13 protein-coding genes and 1 pseudogene are annotated in these 15,445 nt (G+C 66.6%); 6 read left to right on the top strand and 8 right to left on the bottom strand.

The window, feature by feature from the left end; translation table 11 throughout:
- Positions 1-94: 94 nt before the first annotated feature.
- Positions 95-460 (bottom strand): DUF6164 family protein, encoded by a 366-nt coding sequence (locus tag KK131_RS12030; RefSeq protein WP_214556968.1) that lies wholly within the window; start codon positions 458-460, stop codon positions 95-97.
- A 114-nt stretch (positions 461-574) separates the two neighbouring features.
- Between KK131_RS12030 and KK131_RS12025 the strand changes: the two are divergent.
- A pseudogene (locus tag KK131_RS12025) lies at positions 575-716 on the top strand (transposase); the annotation flags it as partial.
- An 82-nt stretch (positions 717-798) separates the two neighbouring features.
- Here KK131_RS12025 and KK131_RS12020 read toward each other — a convergent pair.
- From KK131_RS12020 to KK131_RS11995, 6 genes are all read right to left on the bottom strand, one after another.
- Positions 799-1,029 carry a hypothetical protein gene (locus KK131_RS12020; protein ID WP_214556967.1) on the bottom strand — a complete coding sequence of 77 codons (231 nt, stop codon included), beginning with the start codon at positions 1,027-1,029 and terminating at the stop codon, positions 799-801.
- 55 nt (positions 1,030-1,084) lie between these two features.
- Entirely contained in the window at positions 1,085-1,354 is a 270-nt protein-coding gene (locus KK131_RS12015) for a DUF2442 domain-containing protein (protein WP_214556966.1), read from the bottom strand.
- Complete coding sequence (locus KK131_RS12010; RefSeq protein WP_250887233.1) at positions 1,347-1,613, bottom strand: DUF4160 domain-containing protein; 267 nt, start codon at positions 1,611-1,613, stop codon at positions 1,347-1,349. Before KK131_RS12010 ends, KK131_RS12015 begins: the two co-directional genes overlap by 8 nt.
- A 3-nt stretch (positions 1,614-1,616) precedes the next feature.
- Positions 1,617-5,186 carry a methylmalonyl-CoA mutase family protein gene (locus KK131_RS12005; protein ID WP_214556965.1) on the bottom strand — a complete coding sequence of 1,190 codons (3,570 nt, stop codon included), beginning with the start codon at positions 5,184-5,186 and terminating at the stop codon, positions 1,617-1,619.
- A 167-nt stretch (positions 5,187-5,353) separates the two neighbouring features.
- Positions 5,354-6,256 carry an alpha/beta hydrolase gene (locus tag KK131_RS12000; protein WP_214556964.1) on the bottom strand — a complete coding sequence of 301 codons (903 nt, stop codon included), beginning with the start codon at positions 6,254-6,256 and terminating at the stop codon, positions 5,354-5,356.
- Positions 6,257-6,266: 10 nt separating this feature from the next.
- Positions 6,267-6,869 (bottom strand): TetR/AcrR family transcriptional regulator, encoded by a 603-nt coding sequence (locus tag KK131_RS11995; RefSeq protein WP_214556963.1) that lies wholly within the window; start codon positions 6,867-6,869, stop codon positions 6,267-6,269.
- Between the two features lie 105 nt (positions 6,870-6,974).
- On the opposite strand from KK131_RS11995, the gene KK131_RS11990 reads away from it, so the two are divergent.
- The 5 genes from KK131_RS11990 (at position 6,975) to KK131_RS11970 (ending at position 12,451) form a co-directional block, all read left to right on the top strand.
- Positions 6,975-7,772 carry a M48 family metallopeptidase gene (locus KK131_RS11990; protein ID WP_214556962.1) on the top strand — a complete coding sequence of 266 codons (798 nt, stop codon included), beginning with the start codon at positions 6,975-6,977 and terminating at the stop codon, positions 7,770-7,772.
- Positions 7,773-7,886: 114 nt separating this feature from the next.
- Positions 7,887-8,222, top strand: a complete 336-nt coding sequence (locus tag KK131_RS11985; protein ID WP_214556961.1) for a YXWGXW repeat-containing protein — start codon at positions 7,887-7,889, stop codon at positions 8,220-8,222.
- Between the two features lie 205 nt (positions 8,223-8,427).
- Positions 8,428-9,531 carry a Glu/Leu/Phe/Val dehydrogenase dimerization domain-containing protein gene (locus KK131_RS11980; protein WP_214556960.1) on the top strand — a complete coding sequence of 368 codons (1,104 nt, stop codon included), beginning with the start codon at positions 8,428-8,430 and terminating at the stop codon, positions 9,529-9,531.
- Positions 9,532-9,660: 129 nt separating this feature from the next.
- On the top strand, positions 9,661-11,217 hold the full coding sequence (locus tag KK131_RS11975) for a phospholipase D family protein (RefSeq protein WP_214556959.1): 1,557 nt from the start codon (positions 9,661-9,663) through the stop codon (positions 11,215-11,217).
- Between the two features lie 76 nt (positions 11,218-11,293).
- On the top strand, positions 11,294-12,451 hold the full coding sequence (locus KK131_RS11970; protein ID WP_214556958.1) for an isovaleryl-CoA dehydrogenase: 1,158 nt from the start codon (positions 11,294-11,296) through the stop codon (positions 12,449-12,451).
- Between the two features lie 58 nt (positions 12,452-12,509).
- On the opposite strand, the gene KK131_RS11965 is transcribed toward KK131_RS11970, so the two are convergent.
- Positions 12,510-15,347: an autotransporter serine protease gene (locus tag KK131_RS11965; protein ID WP_214556957.1), complete on the bottom strand. Its 2,838-nt coding sequence runs from the start codon at positions 15,345-15,347 to the stop codon at positions 12,510-12,512.
- Positions 15,348-15,445 lie beyond the last annotated feature (98 nt).

Below are 15,445 nucleotides of genomic sequence, written 5' to 3'. Positions count from 1 at the left end.
CCGACTTTCAAGAAAGTGCACTTTGCCTCCTGTTTTCGCCTGGTCCCGGTTTCGCGGGCCACCTCACTCCGTCCCCTTTGTTCCTGCTTGCGGCCTACTCGCGCAACAGGAAGAACGGAAGCGTCACCAGGCCCAATGCGAAGAGGATGCCCAACAAGCTCATCACGACGCGCAGCGGGTCTGCACGAAGCAACGTGATGAACGTCTCCGCGGTGCCTGCGCGTTTGGCAGCGGCGTATTCGGCACGGGCACGGGTCGCGCGCTGTTGCTGGTAGTCGTCCATCGCGCGCCTGGCGTCCGCGAAGGCCGCATCTTCCGTGATCCAGATTCCCCCAGCCGAGATACCCCAGATGCTGGGCCGGGTTTCGTAGAACGCGATCCGCTGCGCGTCGAGCATCGCGCGTACCTCGTCGGCTTCATCGTCGGGGACGTCACGCAGGTTCATGAGCAGCTTGGACATGTCGCCATGATAGCCGCCCCGAGCCCTCCGACCGCGTCGTGTCGGCGACGTCCCCCGGGGGTTTGAGTAGCACCGTAGTTTGGAGTCCAATTTCCCACCTGAAGGAGATTGGACGTGAAGAAGCGGTTTACCGAGGAACAGATCATCAGCTTTCTGCGAGGCGGAGGCCGGCATGCCGGTGAAGGAGTTGTGCCGGCAGCACGGTTTCAGCGAGGCCTCCTACTACCTGTGGTGCAGCAAGTTCGTCGGCATCGAGCAGCCTGACCGCTTCGCGCTTGAACTCTGCGGTGAATCGTTGACGCTTGACCATCTGACACCTCCCAGGGGATTGTCCCCGTTCAAAGGTGTCCGTCAAACCCGGGCCAGCTCAGCCTGAACTCGAACTGCTTCGCCATCGGGCGTTTCCCCTTCGGCCACACCGGGCACAACGCCTCCACCGCCTCCATCAACTCCACCCAGTCCGATAGATCGCCCCTGCCGACCTGCACGACATCCAGCACGTTGCCATCGACAAGCGGCTCGCGGACGCCCTCATGCTTTGTCGTCGGCGATTTCGGCGAGTCATTCATCCAGCGGACCCTTGCGGTCGAACAGCGCGAATCACTTCTGCACTTCGGCTACTGCTCAGGCAACCTTCTTGTCGCGCACCAGCTTTCCCTCATCCTGCAGCCGCTGATACAACGACCCCGCACTGAAATCCAAGCCGTTTGGCCAAGCCAGTGCACCGAGCTCGATGAAGTGGCGTGCAAAGAACGCCGGATCACGCAGTGGCGCCGTCATCTCCGTGTCCATTTCAACGAACCTGGAGAAATCGAACACACCCGAAGCACCGTCGGAGAAACGCAGCAACAGCTGCCACCCCTCTTTTGGTTCGACCGCGATCAATTTAATCATTGTCGGCTCCCGGAATGCGGCTGAGTGGCTGCAGCGCCTGTGCGCGAATCCAATTCTGCTCCAGCTCTTCGTGATGGTCGAGGCACCACTGCTTCACCAGGGCGAGCGCGCGCTTGGGCAACTCGCCTTGCACGATGATGCCATCTTCGATGGCAACCAGCGCCTCGTGCCCCTGGTATTCCACGTGTACATGCGGCGGTGCGTGATCGGCGAAGTACATGCGGACATAGATACCGAAGAAGCTGGAGATGATCGGCATGGCTTACATGTTCCGCCGGTATTCGCCGCCGACTTCATACAACGCATGCGAGATCTGCCCCAGCGAGTTGTACTTCACCGCCTCGATCAACTGCTCGAACACATTGCGCCGATCGCGTGCCGTCACTTGCAGCACCTTGAGGCTGTCTGACGCCAGCGCATTGCGCGCCTCGCCGTAGCGCTTCACGTTGGCGATCTGCTGGCCCTTCTCTTCTTCAGTCGAACGGATGAGTTCAATCTCTGTAGCAATCTCCCCGCCATGATCCTTCGGCAGGAACGTATTCACGCCGATCAACGGCAGCGACCCGTCGTGCTTCTTGTGCTCGTAGTACATCGACTCTTCCTGGATCTTGCCGCGCTGGTACATGGTATCCATCGCGCCGAGCACGCCGCCGCGCTCGCTGATCGCCTCGAACTCCTTGTACACGGCTTCTTCCACCAGATCGGTGAGGGTGTCGACGACGTAGCTGCCCTGCCACGGGTTCTCGTTGAAGTTGAGGCCGAGTTCCTTGTTGATGATCATCTGGATCGCCACCGCGCGGCGCACGCTTTCTTCGGTGGGCGTGGTGATGGCTTCGTCGTAGGCATTGGTGTGCAGCGAGTTGCAGTTGTCGAACAGCGCGTACATCGCCTGCAGCGTGGTGCGGATGTCGTTGAACTGGATTTCCTGCGCGTGCAGCGAGCGGCCTGAGGTCTGGATGTGGTACTTCATCATCTGGCTGCGTGCGCTGGCGCCGTAGCGTTCGCGCATGGCGCGCGCCCAGATGCGGCGGGCGACGCGGCCGATCACGGTGTATTCCGGGTCCATGCCGTTGGAGAAGAAGAAGCTGAGGTTGGGCGCGAAGTCGTCCACCTTCATGCCTCGGGCGAGGTAGTACTCGACGATGGTGAAACCGTTGCTCAGGGTGAAGGCGAGCTGGCTGATCGGGTTCGCGCCGGCTTCGGCGATGTGGTAGCCGCTGATCGATACCGAGTAGAAGTTGCGCACCTTGTGGTCGACGAAGTACTGCTGGATGTCGCCCATCATGCGCAGCGCGAATTCGGTGGAGAAGATGCAGGTGTTCTGCGCCTGGTCTTCCTTCAGGATGTCGGCCTGCACGGTGCCGCGCACCTTGGTGAGCGTGTCGGCCTTGATGCGGGCGTAGGTTTCCGCGTCGACCAGTTCGTCGCCGCAGACGCCGAGCAACCCCAGGCCGAGGCCGTCGTTACCCTTGGGCAGGTCGCCGTGGTACTGCGGGCGCGAGGTGTTGGCGTACAGCTTGTCGATGTACTGCTGCGCGGTGGCCCAGCGCTTGTCGTCTTCCTTCAGGTACTTCTCGACGTTCTGGTCGATGGCGGTGTTCATGAACATCGCCAGGATCATCGGCGCGGGGCCGTTGATGGTCATGGAGACGGAGGTGCTGGGCGCGCTGAGGTCGAAGCCGGAGTACAGCTTCTTCATGTCGTCCAGGGTGGCGATGTTGACGCCGGAGTTGCCGATCTTGCCGTAGATGTCCGGGCGTGGCGCGGGGTCTTCGCCGTACAGGGTGACCGAGTCGAACGCGGTGGACAGGCGCGTGGCGGCGCCGCCCTGGCTGAGGTAGTGGAAGCGGCGGTTGGTGCGCTCGGGCGTGCCCTCGCCGGCGAACATGCGGGTGGGGTCTTCGCCGCTGCGGCGGTACGGGTAGACGCCGCCGGTGTACGGGTAGTGGCCCGGCAGGTTCTCGCGGCCGAGGAAGCCGACCAGTTCGCCCCAGTCCTTGGACTTCGGCGGCGCCACCTTGGGCACCTTCTGGTGGCTCAGGGATTCGCGGTAGTTCTCGACGCGGATGACCTTGTCGCGCACCTTGTATTCGTTGACGTCGGCGGTGACCGATGCGTACAGCGCCGGCCATTCGCGCAGCTGGTGGATGGCTTCGTGGCTGAGTTCCTTGAGGGCGGCGTTGTAGCGCTGGCGCAGCAGGAGGATGGAGCGGTCGGCGCTTTCTCCCCTCTCCCCGTGGGAGAGGGGTTGGGGGTGAGGGTTCGGGGCTGAGGTGGAGCTGCGTGCTCCGCCCGTACCCTCACCCTCGGTCCCTCTCCCGGAGGGAGAGGGATGCAAATCGGCGCTACTGTATAGATCCAGCGGACGCGGCAGTTTCGGATCACCCAGTTCCTTCAGCGCCTCGTAGTAGTGCTGCGCCTTGCTGGCGAATTCGGCCTGGTGCGCGATGCCGCTGTTGATGGCGCGGCCCTGCTCGGCGATCTCGGCAAGGTAGCGCACGCGGCTGCCGGGGATCAGCACGGTGGCGCGCGGTTCCTTCAGCGTGGTGTCGAGCTGGGGCGACCATTTCTCCGCCGGCAGCGCGAGCTTCTCGCGCATCAGGCGGCACAGGTTGGTGAACATCCAGGTCACGCCCGGGTCGTTGAACTGGCTGGCGATGGTGGGATACACCGGCACGTCTTCGTCGGCCACCTTGAACGCGGTGTGGTTGCGCTTCCACTGCTTGCGCACGTCGCGCAGTGCGTCTTCGGCGCCGCGCTTGTCGAACTTGTTGAGCACCACCAGGTCGGCGAAGTCGATCATGTCGATCTTCTCCAGCTGGCTGGCGGCGCCGTAGTCGCTGGTCATCACGTAGACCGGGAAGTCGACCAGGTCGACGATTTCCGAATCGCTCTGGCCGATGCCGGCGGTCTCGACGATCACCAGGTCGTACGGCTGGCTCTTCAGGAAGTCGATGCAGTCGTGCAACACGACGCTGGTGGCGGCGTGCTGGCGGCGCGTGGCCATCGAGCGCATGTAGACGCGCTTGGAACGCAGCGAGTTCATGCGGATGCGGTCGCCCAGCAGCGCACCGCCGGAACGGCGGCGGGTGGGATCGACCGCGAGCACGGCGATGCGCATCCCGGGGAACGCGTGCAGGAAGCGCAGCAGCAGTTCGTCCACCACGCTGGACTTGCCGGCGCCGCCGGTGCCGGTGAGGCCAAGCACGGGCGTGTGCTTGCCGGCCAGCTTCCACTGCTTGCGCTGGTGTTCGAGTTCGCTGTCGCTGAGCTTGCCTTCCTCGATCGCCGAGAGCATGTGGCCGATCGAGATCTCGTCGTCGATGTCGACCTTGGGCAATGCGTGCGATTCGGATTCGGCGCGCTTCGCGGCGGCGCTGCCGGCGCGCTGCATCACGTCCTCGATCATCTCGACCAGGCCGAGCTTCATGCCGTCGTTCGGGTGGTAGATGCGCTCGACGCCGTAGGCCTGCAGCTCGCGGATTTCTTCCGGCGTGATGGTGCCGCCGCCGCCGCCGAACACGCGCACGTGGCCGGCGCCACGCTCGCGCAGCATGTCGACCATGTACTTGAAGTACTCGACGTGGCCGCCCTGGTAGGAACTCAGCGCGATGGCGTCGGCGTCTTCCTGCAGCGCGGCGCGCACCACGTCCTCGACCGAGCGGTTGTGGCCGAGGTGGATCACCTCCGCGCCCTGGCTCTGGATGATCCGCCGCATGATGTTGATCGCCGCGTCGTGGCCATCGAACAGGCTGGCCGCGGTGACGAAACGCAGCGGGGTGGTTTCCGTCTGCGGGGCGCTGGCGGGGACGTGCTTGGCGGGGGAACTCATGGCAACTCCGACATCTGTGCTTGAACTTGCCGATTCTAGTGGATCGACAGGGAACGCGGAGTTTTGAGCTACCACGCCATCGTCCCGGCGAAGGCCGGAAGTGCGATCCCGGCCTTCGCCGGGACGACGGCGTTATTTCCCCTGAAATTCCGAGAGGGAAGGGAAACCTACATGCAGAGCGCGAGGTCTGGGCTGCCGACCACGCGCGTGCCCACCTGTTCGCCGCGCACGAAGGCCAGCGCCGCCTCGACCACTTCAGGGGCGTCGAGTACGCGGCGGTGGCCCAGGCCCTGCGTGGTGTACAACCGCGCGCCGGGCCAATATTGGGCGTAGCGCTCGCCTTCGGCCCACGGCACGTCGGCGTCGTCGAGGTCGTGCACGATCAGTGCGGGCTGGCCCAACGCCGGCAGCTTGCGTTCCACCCGCAGTTCGTCGATATGCACGCCGGTGCGCCGGTGCAGCCATGCGTAGAACGGCTGGCGCAGATGGCCGGCCAGGTGCACGAAGCGGAAGAAGCGCCGCGCTGCCGCCTTCATGTCGGCCGCTGGCGCCACCAGGATCAGCCGTTCGGCATGCCAGGCTTCATCCTGCGCCAGGGTGACCGCGGCACCGCCCAACGAGTGGCCGACTGCCAGCGCGGCGTTGCCGTGGCGCGCGCCGATCGCGCGGATCGTGGCGATGAATTCCGGCAGCGTGCACAGCTTGCCGGTGCTGTGGCCGTGGCCGGGCTGGTCGAAGGTGACCACGGCCAGGCCCTGCGCACGCAGTTGCGCCACCCACGGCAGGAAGCGCAGGCCGAAGCTGGACCAGCCGTGCGCCAGCAGCGCGTAGGGTTGGGTCGACGGGTCGCCCCAGACGTAGGTGGCGATGGTTTCGCCGTTGACCTGCAACTCGCCGCGCTGCATGTCCGCGTCGCCCTGCACCGCCTGCGCACGGCTGCGGCTGCTGGCATACGGGGTGGCGAACAGGCGCGCGGCGCGGTTCACCGTGCGCTTCGGTGCGATCCGGCCGCCCAGCACGAAGCCGGTGCGCACGGTGGTGAGCTTGAGTCGGTCGATGACGGTGGACATGGGTATCGCCTCAGGTTTGCCAGCTGCGCCACAGGCGCTCGAAGGCCGCCCGGGCAAGGCGGCCGGCTTCGTCGAACCCGAACAGCCCGGCGTCGTGGTGCAGGCCGAGCATCAGGGCGTAGATCTCGAAGGCGAGTTGGGCGACGTCGGTGTCGCGGCGCAGGTGGCCCAGTTCGATCGCCTGCGCGATCGCCTTCTGCAGCTCGTCGCGCCAGCCGGCCTGCTGCCGCACCACGCCGTCGTGCAGCGCGCCGTCGCGGCCGTCGTACTCGCTCACGGCGGACAGCAGCACGCAGCCGCTCTGGTGCTCGCGGCTCCACTCGAACCAGTTCGCCACGATCGCGCGCAGCCGCGGCAGGCCGCGCGGCTGCTTCAGCGCCGGCAGCAGCACCCGGGTCACGAAGCGCTGGCGGCCGGTGTCGAGCACGGCCAACTGCAGGTCTTCGCGCGAGCCGAAGTGGGCGAACACGCCGCTCTTGGACATGCCCACGTCGCTGGCCAGGTTGCCGATCGACAGGCCTTCCAGTCCGTCGCGGCGGGCCAGCGCGTAGGCGTGGTCGAGGATGGTGTCGCGGGTGGCCGCGCGCTTGCCGGGGTGGGTTGCGATCGTCATGGCCGCATAAATAGCACGATCGTTCGTTCTATATCAAGTGACATCACGCGGCCTCGGCAGACCCGGCGGGTATGCTTTGCCGCTGCAAGCCAAGGAGGATCCCGCATGAATATCCGCAACCTGAGCATCCCGCTGGCCACGGCCCTGCTGGCCGCCTGCGTCACCTCGCCGACCGGCCGTTCGCAGCTGATGATGGTGTCGGACAGCCAGATGAGCCAGATGGGCCTGAGCGCGTTCAACGACATGCGCAAGCAGGGCAAGTTCGTGGACGCGCCGCGCGAACGCGCCTACGCCACCTGCGTGTCCAACGCGCTGATCGCGGTGCTGCCGCCGCCGTGGAACACCCAGCAATGGGAAGTGCAGATCATCGGCGACGACACGGCCAACGCGTTCGCCCTGCCCGGCGGCCGGATCGGCGTGAACCGGGGCATGTTCAAGCTGGCCAGCAACCAGGACCAGCTGGCGGTGGTGCTGGGCCACGAGCTGTCGCACGTGGTCTCGCGGCACGGTGCGGAGCGCGTGTCCGACAACATGGCGGCGCAGGCCGCGGTGGCCGCCGGCACGATCTACGCCGGTTCGCGCGGCAGCGATGCCGGCAACGCGGCGGCGCTGCTCGGCGTGGGCGCGCAGGTAGGCATCCTGCTGCCGTTTTCGCGCACCCAGGAAAGCGAGGCCGACACGCTGGGCCAGCGCTACATGGCCCAGGCCGGTTTCGATCCGCGCGCGGCGGTGACGCTGTGGGACAAGATGGGCGCGCAGGGCGGCAGCAAGCCGCCGGCCTTCCTGTCCACCCACCCGTCTTCCGGCAACCGTGCGCAGGCGCTGAACAAGCAGGCTCAGCAACTGCTGCCGGTATACCAGCAGGCGCGCGCCGGCGGTCATGCGCCGAACTGCCGGATGTAGGCAGGCCTGGATGTAATCGCTGGCTGAACGAAGGGCGGCACGCCGTCAACTGCGCGCGCCGCTCCTCGTTTTCCGTCCTGCCTGCCGCACTTCGCGGCGCCGACGGAGAACACGATGACCCGCATACCTCTCAAGCTGGCCCTGCTGGCCGGACTCGGCCTGACGTTCGCCGGCGCCATGTATGCGCCGGCCGCCGCCGCGCGCACCCAGGTGGCAGTCGGCATCAACATCGGCGTGGCCCCGCCGCCGCCCCGTTTCGAGCGGCTGCCGCCGGCGCGTCGCGGTTACGTCTGGGCGCCGGGCTACTGGCGCTGGGATGGTTATGCCCACCGCCATGTGTGGGTCGGCGGCACCTGGGTCAGGGTGCATCCGGGCCGCCACTACCGCCCGGCACGCTGGGTGCAGCATGGTCGCCAGTGGCGCTTCCAGCCGGGTTACTGGGGGCGCTGAATACCCCGTACGCCCCTGGCTTGTTGCGTCGCGTCACCACCTGCAGGAGCGACGTATTAAACTTGTCGCTTTGATTCATCGCCCCGGCTCCGGTCGGGGCGATGAGTTTCAAGCGTTTTCACACCCCCTGGCAGGGTCCCACCTGCTCCCCGCCGCCCATCTGTAGATGCCCATCGGCACCGTAAATCATGGAGTCACCGTTCCAATGATCTTTGAAACCATCGCCAACACGGGTCACGAAGAAGTCGTCTTCTGCCACAACAAGGACGCCGGCCTGAAGGCCATCATCGCGATCCACAACACGGTGCTGGGCCCCGCGCTCGGCGGCCTGCGCATGTGGCCGTACAAGACCGAGCAGGAAGCGGTGAACGACGTGCTGCGCCTGTCGCGCGGCATGACCTTCAAGAATGCCGTGGCCGGCCTGAACCTGGGCGGCGGCAAGGCAGTGATCATCGGCGACCCGAGCAAGGACAAGTCCGAGGCGCTGTTCCGCGCGTTCGGCCGCTTCGTCAACTCGTTGAACGGCCGCTACATCACCGCCGAGGACGTCGGCATCGACGTCAACGACATGGAATACGTGTTCCGCGAGACCGAGTACGTCACCGGCGTGCACCAGGTGCACGGCGGTTCGGGCGACCCGTCGCCGTTCACCGCCTACGGTTCGCTGCAGGGCCTGATGGCCGCGCTGCAGTTCAAGCACGGCAATGAAGACGTGGGCAAGTACAGCTACGCCGTGCAGGGCTGCGGCCACGTCGGCGGCGAGTTCATCAAGCTGCTGCGCGAGCAGGGCGCCAAGGTGTTCGTCACCGACATCAACAAGGAAGCGGTGCAGCGCTGCGTGGACGAGCTGGGCTGCGAGGCGGTGGGCCTGGACGAAATCTACGACGTCGACGCCGACGTGTACTCGCCGTGCGCCCTGGGCGGCACGCTGAACGAGCAGACCATCGACCGCATCAAGGCCAAGATCATCTGCGGCCCGGCCAACAACCAGCTGGCCACCGACGCGATCGGCGACGAGCTGAACCGTCGCGGCGTGCTGTATGCGCCGGACTACGCGGTCAACGCCGGCGGCGTGATGAACGTGTCGCTGGAGATCGACGGCTACAACCGCGAGCGCGCGATGCGCATGATGCGCACGATCTACTACAACCTGGGCCGCATCTTCGAGATCTCGAAGACCGAGAACATCCCGACCTACAAGGCCGCCGACCGCCTCGCCGAGGAGCGCATCAACGCGATCGGCAAGCTGAAGCTGTCGCACATGGGCAACGGCGGCACCCGCTTCCAGGGCCGCATGCGCGGTCAGTAAGCTGCTTCGACACGACATGCCGGTGGCCTCACCGGCATGCGATGCTTGCCAAAGGCCTGCCGCATTGCGCGGCAGGCCTTTGCATATGTGAAGTGGCAACCGAATAATCGGGCGCAGGAGGTGCCACGGATGCGCAGGGTGATGATCTGGCTGGGCTGGGGCATGCTGGCACTGTTGCTGCTCGTGCTCAGCGGGCTGCTGCTGGCCGACCACCTGACTCCGCGCGCCGCCGGAGCCCCAAGCACGGCGTTGCCGCTGCAGCCGGCACAGACGGCGATCGACCGCGAACTGGCGCCGTACCTGGCCACGCATCCCGGCAAGACCGCGGCGACCCTGCTGCCCGACGGCCTGGACGCGTTCGCCGCACGCGCCGCCTCGGCACGCCTGGCCGGGCGCAGCCTGGACCTGCAGTACTACATGTGGCACGACGACCTGGTCGGCCACCTGCTGGCGCGCGAGGTGTACGCCGCGGCCGAGCGCGGCGTGCGCGTGCGCCTGCTGCTCGACGACATCAATACCAAGGGACTCGACCCGGCGCTGCTGGCGCTGGACGCGCATCCCAACATCGAAGTGCGGTTGTACAACCCGTTCCGCAACCGCAGCGGCGTGTGGCGCCTGCTGGAAATGGTGCAGCGTTTCTTCAGCGTCAACCACCGCATGCACAACAAGGCGTGGATCGCCGACGGCCGGGTCGCGCTGGTCGGCGGCCGAAACATCGGCAACGAGTACTTCGACGCCGACCGCCGCGTGAACTTCCGCGACCTCGACATGCTCCTGCTCGGCCCGGCGGTGGCCGATGCCAGCGCGATCTTCGACGATTTCTGGAACTCCAGCGCGGCGGTGCCGATCGAGGCGCTGAACCCGCAGACGCCGGAAAACCTGCACAAGCTGGTGGCCGCGCTCGCCCACGAATCCGCCGACGCCACGGCACAGGTCTACCTGAAGCGGGTCGCCGCCTCCCCTTCCGCACAGCGCCTGAGCAACCACGAACTGTCGCCGCACTGGAGCGCGAACATCGTGGTGGCGTCCGATCCGCCACTGAAGACGAAGTCCGCCGACCGCGGCGGCTGGCTGCAGCCGCGGCTAGCCGCCCACCTCGGCGGCGTGCACAGCGAGGTGCTGCTGATCTCGCCCTACTTCGTTCCCGGCAGGCAAGGCACCGCGACCCTGCTCGGCCTGGTGCGCAGCGGCACCCGCGTCGGCGTGATCACCAACTCGCTGGCCACGAACGACGTGCCGGCCGTGCACAGCGGCTACGAGCGCTACCGCCCCCGCCTGCTGGCAGGCGGCGTGAGCCTGTACGAGCTCCGCCGCGACGGCCCGGTCGCCACCCACGGCCTGTTCGGCAGCAGCGGCGCCAGCCTGCACACCAAGGCGTTCGTGATCGACGGCACCCGCGGCTTCGTCGGCTCGTTCAACCTCGACCCGCGCTCGGCCAACCTCAATACCGAAATGGGCGTGCTGTTCGACGATCCGGGCCTGGCCCACGACCTGCGCCAGGAATACCTGCGGCTGGCCGCGCCGGCGCTGAGCTACCAGCTCCGCCGCGGCGCGGACGGCTCGACGCAGTGGCTGGACCGCACCACGCAGCCGCCGCAGGTGCTCGGGCACGAGCCCGACGCCGGCTGGTGGCTGCGCGCGATCACCCGCGTGATGAGCTGGCTGCCGATCGAATCCCAGCTGTAGCTCCCGCACCCGTCCATGGCCGGCGCTGCGAGGCGGCGTGCGCTAAAATCGCCGGCCTGCATTCAAGGAGTTCGCCATGCGTCCGTTTCCGCTCGGAGAAGACATCGACCTGCTGCGCGAGTCCGTGCATGCGTTTGCGGAAAAGGAAATCGCCCCGCGCGCCGACCGCATCGACCGCGACAACCTGTTCCCCGCCGACCTCTGGCGCAAGTTCGGCGAGATGGGCCTGCTCGGCGTGACCGTGCCGGAAGAGTACGGCGGCAGCGGCCTGGGCTTCCTCGCGCACATGGTGGCGATGGAGGAAATCTCGCGCGCGTCCGGCTCGGTCGGCCTGTCCTACGGCGCGCACTCCAACCTGTGCCTCAACAACATCTACCACAACGGCAACGAGGCGCAGCGACGCAAGTACATCCCGAAGCTGTGCTCGGGCGAGTACGTCGGCGCGCTGGCGATGAGCGAGCCCGGCGCCGGCTCCGACGTGGTCGGCTCGATGAGCTGCAAGGCCGAGCTGCGCGGCGACGTATGGGTCGCCAACGGCAGCAAGATGTGGATCACCAACGGCCCCGACGCCGACGTGCTGCTGGTCTACATGCGTACCGCACCGCGCGCGGCCGGCAGCCGCTGCATGACCGCCTTCATCGTCGAGAAGGGCATGCAGGGTTTCAGCACGGCACAGAAGCTGGACAAGCTCGGCATGCGCGGCTCCAACACCTGCGAACTGGTGTTCGAGAACTGCGAGATCCCGGCCGAGAACATCGTCGGCGAGGTCAACGAAGGCGTGCGCGTGCTGATGAGCGGCCTGGACACCGAGCGGCTGGTATTGTCCGGCGGCCCGCTCGGCCTGATGCAGGCGGCGCTGGACCTGGCCCTGCCCTACGTGCGCGAGCGCAAGCAGTTCAACGCGCCGATCGGCACCTTCGGCGTGATGCAGGCGAAGATCGCCGACATGTACACCGCGCTGCAGAGTTCGCGCGGCTTTGCCTACATGGTGGCGCAGCAGTTCGACAACGGCGTGAAGTCGCGCATCGACCCGGCCGCGTGCCTGCTCAACGCCTCGGTCAACGCGGTACAGGTGGCGCTGGAGGCCATCCAGACCCTCGGCGGCAACGGCTACATCAACGAGTTCCCCGCCGGCCGCCTGCTGCGCGACGCCAAGCTGTACGAGATCGGCGCCGGCACCAACGAGATCCGTCGCATGCTGATCGGCCGCGAGCTGTTCCACGGCAAGGCGTGACGCCGCGCATGGCTGGCGGCAGTCGATGCCCGCCGGCCATGCCGTCGATCGGCCCGGATCAGAACGACCAGCTGAAGTTCGCCGTGGCCATCTGCGCCTGCTGGCGCTGGCCGAGGTAGCGGTCGTAGCCGAGCTGCAGGCTGGCGCGTGGCGACATCTGCCAGCCCAGCGTGGTACCGAGCACGCCGCCGTAGCGTGACAGGCCGATGCCGCCGACCGGGGCGAACTGGTCGATCCCGCTGAAACTGGCGTCGAACACTTCGCCGCGCAGGCCGAACGACTGCTGCCACAGCATCCGCGCCTGCAGGCTGAGGCTGCCGCCGCCGGCCAGCGTCCAATTGCGCGTGGCACGCAAACCCAGACCAGCCTGCCAGCGCGCTGTCGTCTGCGCGCCTGACTTCAGGCCGAAGCCATACGCGCCGCGCTCGTTGAAGCCGTCGCGCCGCACCTGCGCGTACTGCAGGTTCACGTACGGCGTGAGCCGGGTGCGGCCGAGCGCCAGACGGTAGCCGCTTTCGCCATAGGCCACGCCGTAGCGGCCGTTGCCGTCGCTGGCCACGCCGGCGAACTGGTCGCCGAGCTCGAGCCGGCGGCGCATGCTTTCACGATAGCTGCCGACCCCGAAACGGCCCATCGTGTACCACGCGCCGCGGATCACGCCGCCGTACAGCATCCCTTCCAGCGCACGGCTGTGGCCCTGGTCCGCGCTTTCGGCGAGCCGCCCCAGGCTCTGGCTCTGGCTTAGCGCATAGCCGGCAATACCGTTGCCGCCGACGCGATAGTCCTGCCCGACCAGCGTGCCGCCGAGGTCATAACCGACGTTGCCGTAACCACTGCGCGACATGTCGCCGTGGTAGCCGAGGTTCTGCATCCACCCGCCGGCCTGCGGCGTGTCGAGCAGGCTGTCGAAGCGATCGGACAAGGCACGCGTGCCCGCGTCGATCGCCTCGAACGTCATCGCCGCACTGGCCGCATGTAACTGGCCGGACAGGCTCTCCAGCGAACGCGCCAGCGCAGTCGTCGAAGGAGACTGCTGCAGCCCCGCCGCGCCATCGGTGAACTGGCTGCTGACCGCCACCGAACTGCCCGTACCCGTAAGCGAGCCAAGCGTGCTGTCGATCTGTCTGAACGCACTCTCCACCCGCTGGGCAGCACCGAGCGATGCGCCGGTGTAACTCATGCCCTGCACCGAAGTGACATCGGCACGCGTCACATCGAGCCACATGCTGCTGCTGTCGTAGCCAGGCGTGGCGGTAAGCAAGACGCCGGAGCCGGCGTTGATTGCGCTGAAGGTGCCGGTCAGTCCGCCAACCGCATTGATGATATCCGTGCGCAAATGGGCTACATAGCCGGCACGCTTGCCCATTACCAGCAGTGTCGTGGTACCGGACAACGTTACCTTGCCGTTGACTTGCAAGAGCGATCCCAACACGACGTCCAGCGACCCATTATTGGTTTGGCTGTAGTCGCCGCCAATAGTGATGGGGCTATCACTGTTCAACGTGAAGACTCCGCCGTTGGCAACCGAGCCACCGATTCCCACACTCGGATACAACGTGGCACCTTGCGAAATGGTCACCGACGAGGCCAGCGACGTCACATTGAGGTTGCCCATCTGGACCAGGGTCGGTCCGGTATAGTTGGCGTCCCGGGTGAGATTGAGGGTGCCGGTACCCTGCTTGATCAAGCCACCGGCCCCAGCAATGGGATTGGCCCAGGTCGACGACGTGCTGTAACCGGGCAGGTTGACCGTGACATCGCCCCAGTCGAACTTTGCCGGGCCCAGCACGGCCCTGCCCGCATTAAGTTCGCCGTAGCCGAACACCGGGTCCACACCAGGCGCCCCCAGATCGTCTGCCGTTCCGAGCAGGGTCTGCCGCACCAGGTCGTTGTTGAAGTACGGAAAGGCCTGCCACACCAGCGCGGCGGCACCGGAAACGATGGGCGCCGAGAACGACGTACCATTCACCACCCAGTAGGTCGGTTTGCTGGTACTGGCCAAGGTGTCCTTGTCGCTGACGATCACGTCGCCCGGAGCCGCAAGGCAGTAGTTCATCGCCCTGCCGCAGGCGTTCGAGTAACTCGCCAGCTGGCCCGGATGGTTGCTGTCGACCGCCACGGCGACCAGCCAGCCCGGCCCCAGTTGCGGCGCCAGGCTGGGCAGGCTGGCGATGTCGCTGGGATCGCTGCGGGAGTCGTTGCCGGCAGCGAACACCACCAGCCCGCCATGCTGCAGCACGAACGGCTCGTAGGCCTGGGCGAAGGCCTGGTTGATCGAGGCGTTGCCGGTATCCCAGTAGATGCCGCCCCAGGAGTTGTTCATCACCTGCACGCCGGCGTTGATCAGGGCCGGATTGAGCGTCTGCGCGAAGAAGTCGGCATCGGCAGCGGTCACCGCGTTGCCCTGGCCCGAACCGTCGTCCTTCGGCTCGACGTCGCTGATGATGCGCGCCGAAACCAGGCTGGCGCCGGGCGCGATGCCGCCGGGAAAGCGGTCGAACGCCTGGCCGGCGGCGATCTGCGAGACCCAGGTGCCGTGGCCGACCACGTCGTCGATCGCGGTGTTGTTGGTCGACGGATCGACGTAGATCAATTCCTGCTTGACCCGCCCGACGAGCGCCGGGTGGTTGCGCATGATGCCGCTGTCGACCACGCCGATGGTCACGCCGGCGCCGGTGTAGCCCAAGATGTGCGCGGCGGAGGCACTGGTGAGCGCAAGCTGGGCATCCAGCGGCGGCTGATCGGCCGGCGTGCTTGCCGGTGGCGGCGAACTCGGCGCCGTCGGTGGCGGTGTCGGCTTGACGTTGCCGCCCCCGCCACAGGCACTCAACCCCAATGCCATGGCCACCAGCCACGCGATCTCGCGACGCCGCAAACCCGAGTCGAACGTTTTCATCCATCCCCCGCCAACGCAGTTTCAATCCAACGCATCGCCGGCGTAGCAGATACGCCACGGTGCTGCCCCGACGTGCATCTTGGCACAACGAAAATCCA

This window comes from Rhodanobacter sp. LX-99 (assembly GCF_018599185.1).
Taxonomy (GTDB): Bacteria; Pseudomonadota; Gammaproteobacteria; order Xanthomonadales; family Rhodanobacteraceae; genus Rhodanobacter.
Note: the sequence above shows the minus strand (reverse complement) of the source record. Positions and strands in the feature narration are given on the sequence as shown.

Excerpts from the sequence above, each read along its gene's own strand:
- KK131_RS12030 (WP_214556968.1), bottom strand. The coding sequence starts at position 460 with ATGTCCAAGCTGCTCATGAACCTGCGTGACGTCCCCGACGATGAAGCC.
- KK131_RS12020 (WP_214556967.1), bottom strand. The coding sequence starts at position 1,029 with ATGAATGACTCGCCGAAATCGCCGACGACAAAGCATGAGGGCGTCCGC.
- KK131_RS12015 (WP_214556966.1), bottom strand. The coding sequence starts at position 1,354 with ATGATTAAATTGATCGCGGTCGAACCAAAAGAGGGGTGGCAGCTGTTG.
- KK131_RS12010 (WP_250887233.1), bottom strand. The coding sequence starts at position 1,613 with ATGCCGATCATCTCCAGCTTCTTCGGTATCTATGTCCGCATGTACTTC.
- KK131_RS12005 (WP_214556965.1), bottom strand. The coding sequence starts at position 5,186 with ATGAGTTCCCCCGCCAAGCACGTCCCCGCCAGCGCCCCGCAGACGGAA.
- KK131_RS12000 (WP_214556964.1), bottom strand. The coding sequence starts at position 6,256 with ATGTCCACCGTCATCGACCGACTCAAGCTCACCACCGTGCGCACCGGC.
- KK131_RS11995 (WP_214556963.1), bottom strand. The coding sequence starts at position 6,869 with ATGACGATCGCAACCCACCCCGGCAAGCGCGCGGCCACCCGCGACACC.
- KK131_RS11990 (WP_214556962.1), top strand. The coding sequence starts at position 6,975 with ATGAATATCCGCAACCTGAGCATCCCGCTGGCCACGGCCCTGCTGGCC.
- KK131_RS11985 (WP_214556961.1), top strand. The coding sequence starts at position 7,887 with ATGACCCGCATACCTCTCAAGCTGGCCCTGCTGGCCGGACTCGGCCTG.
- KK131_RS11980 (WP_214556960.1), top strand. The coding sequence starts at position 8,428 with ATGATCTTTGAAACCATCGCCAACACGGGTCACGAAGAAGTCGTCTTC.
- KK131_RS11975 (WP_214556959.1), top strand. The coding sequence starts at position 9,661 with ATGCGCAGGGTGATGATCTGGCTGGGCTGGGGCATGCTGGCACTGTTG.
- KK131_RS11970 (WP_214556958.1), top strand. The coding sequence starts at position 11,294 with ATGCGTCCGTTTCCGCTCGGAGAAGACATCGACCTGCTGCGCGAGTCC.
- KK131_RS11965 (WP_214556957.1), bottom strand. The coding sequence starts at position 15,347 with ATGAAAACGTTCGACTCGGGTTTGCGGCGTCGCGAGATCGCGTGGCTG.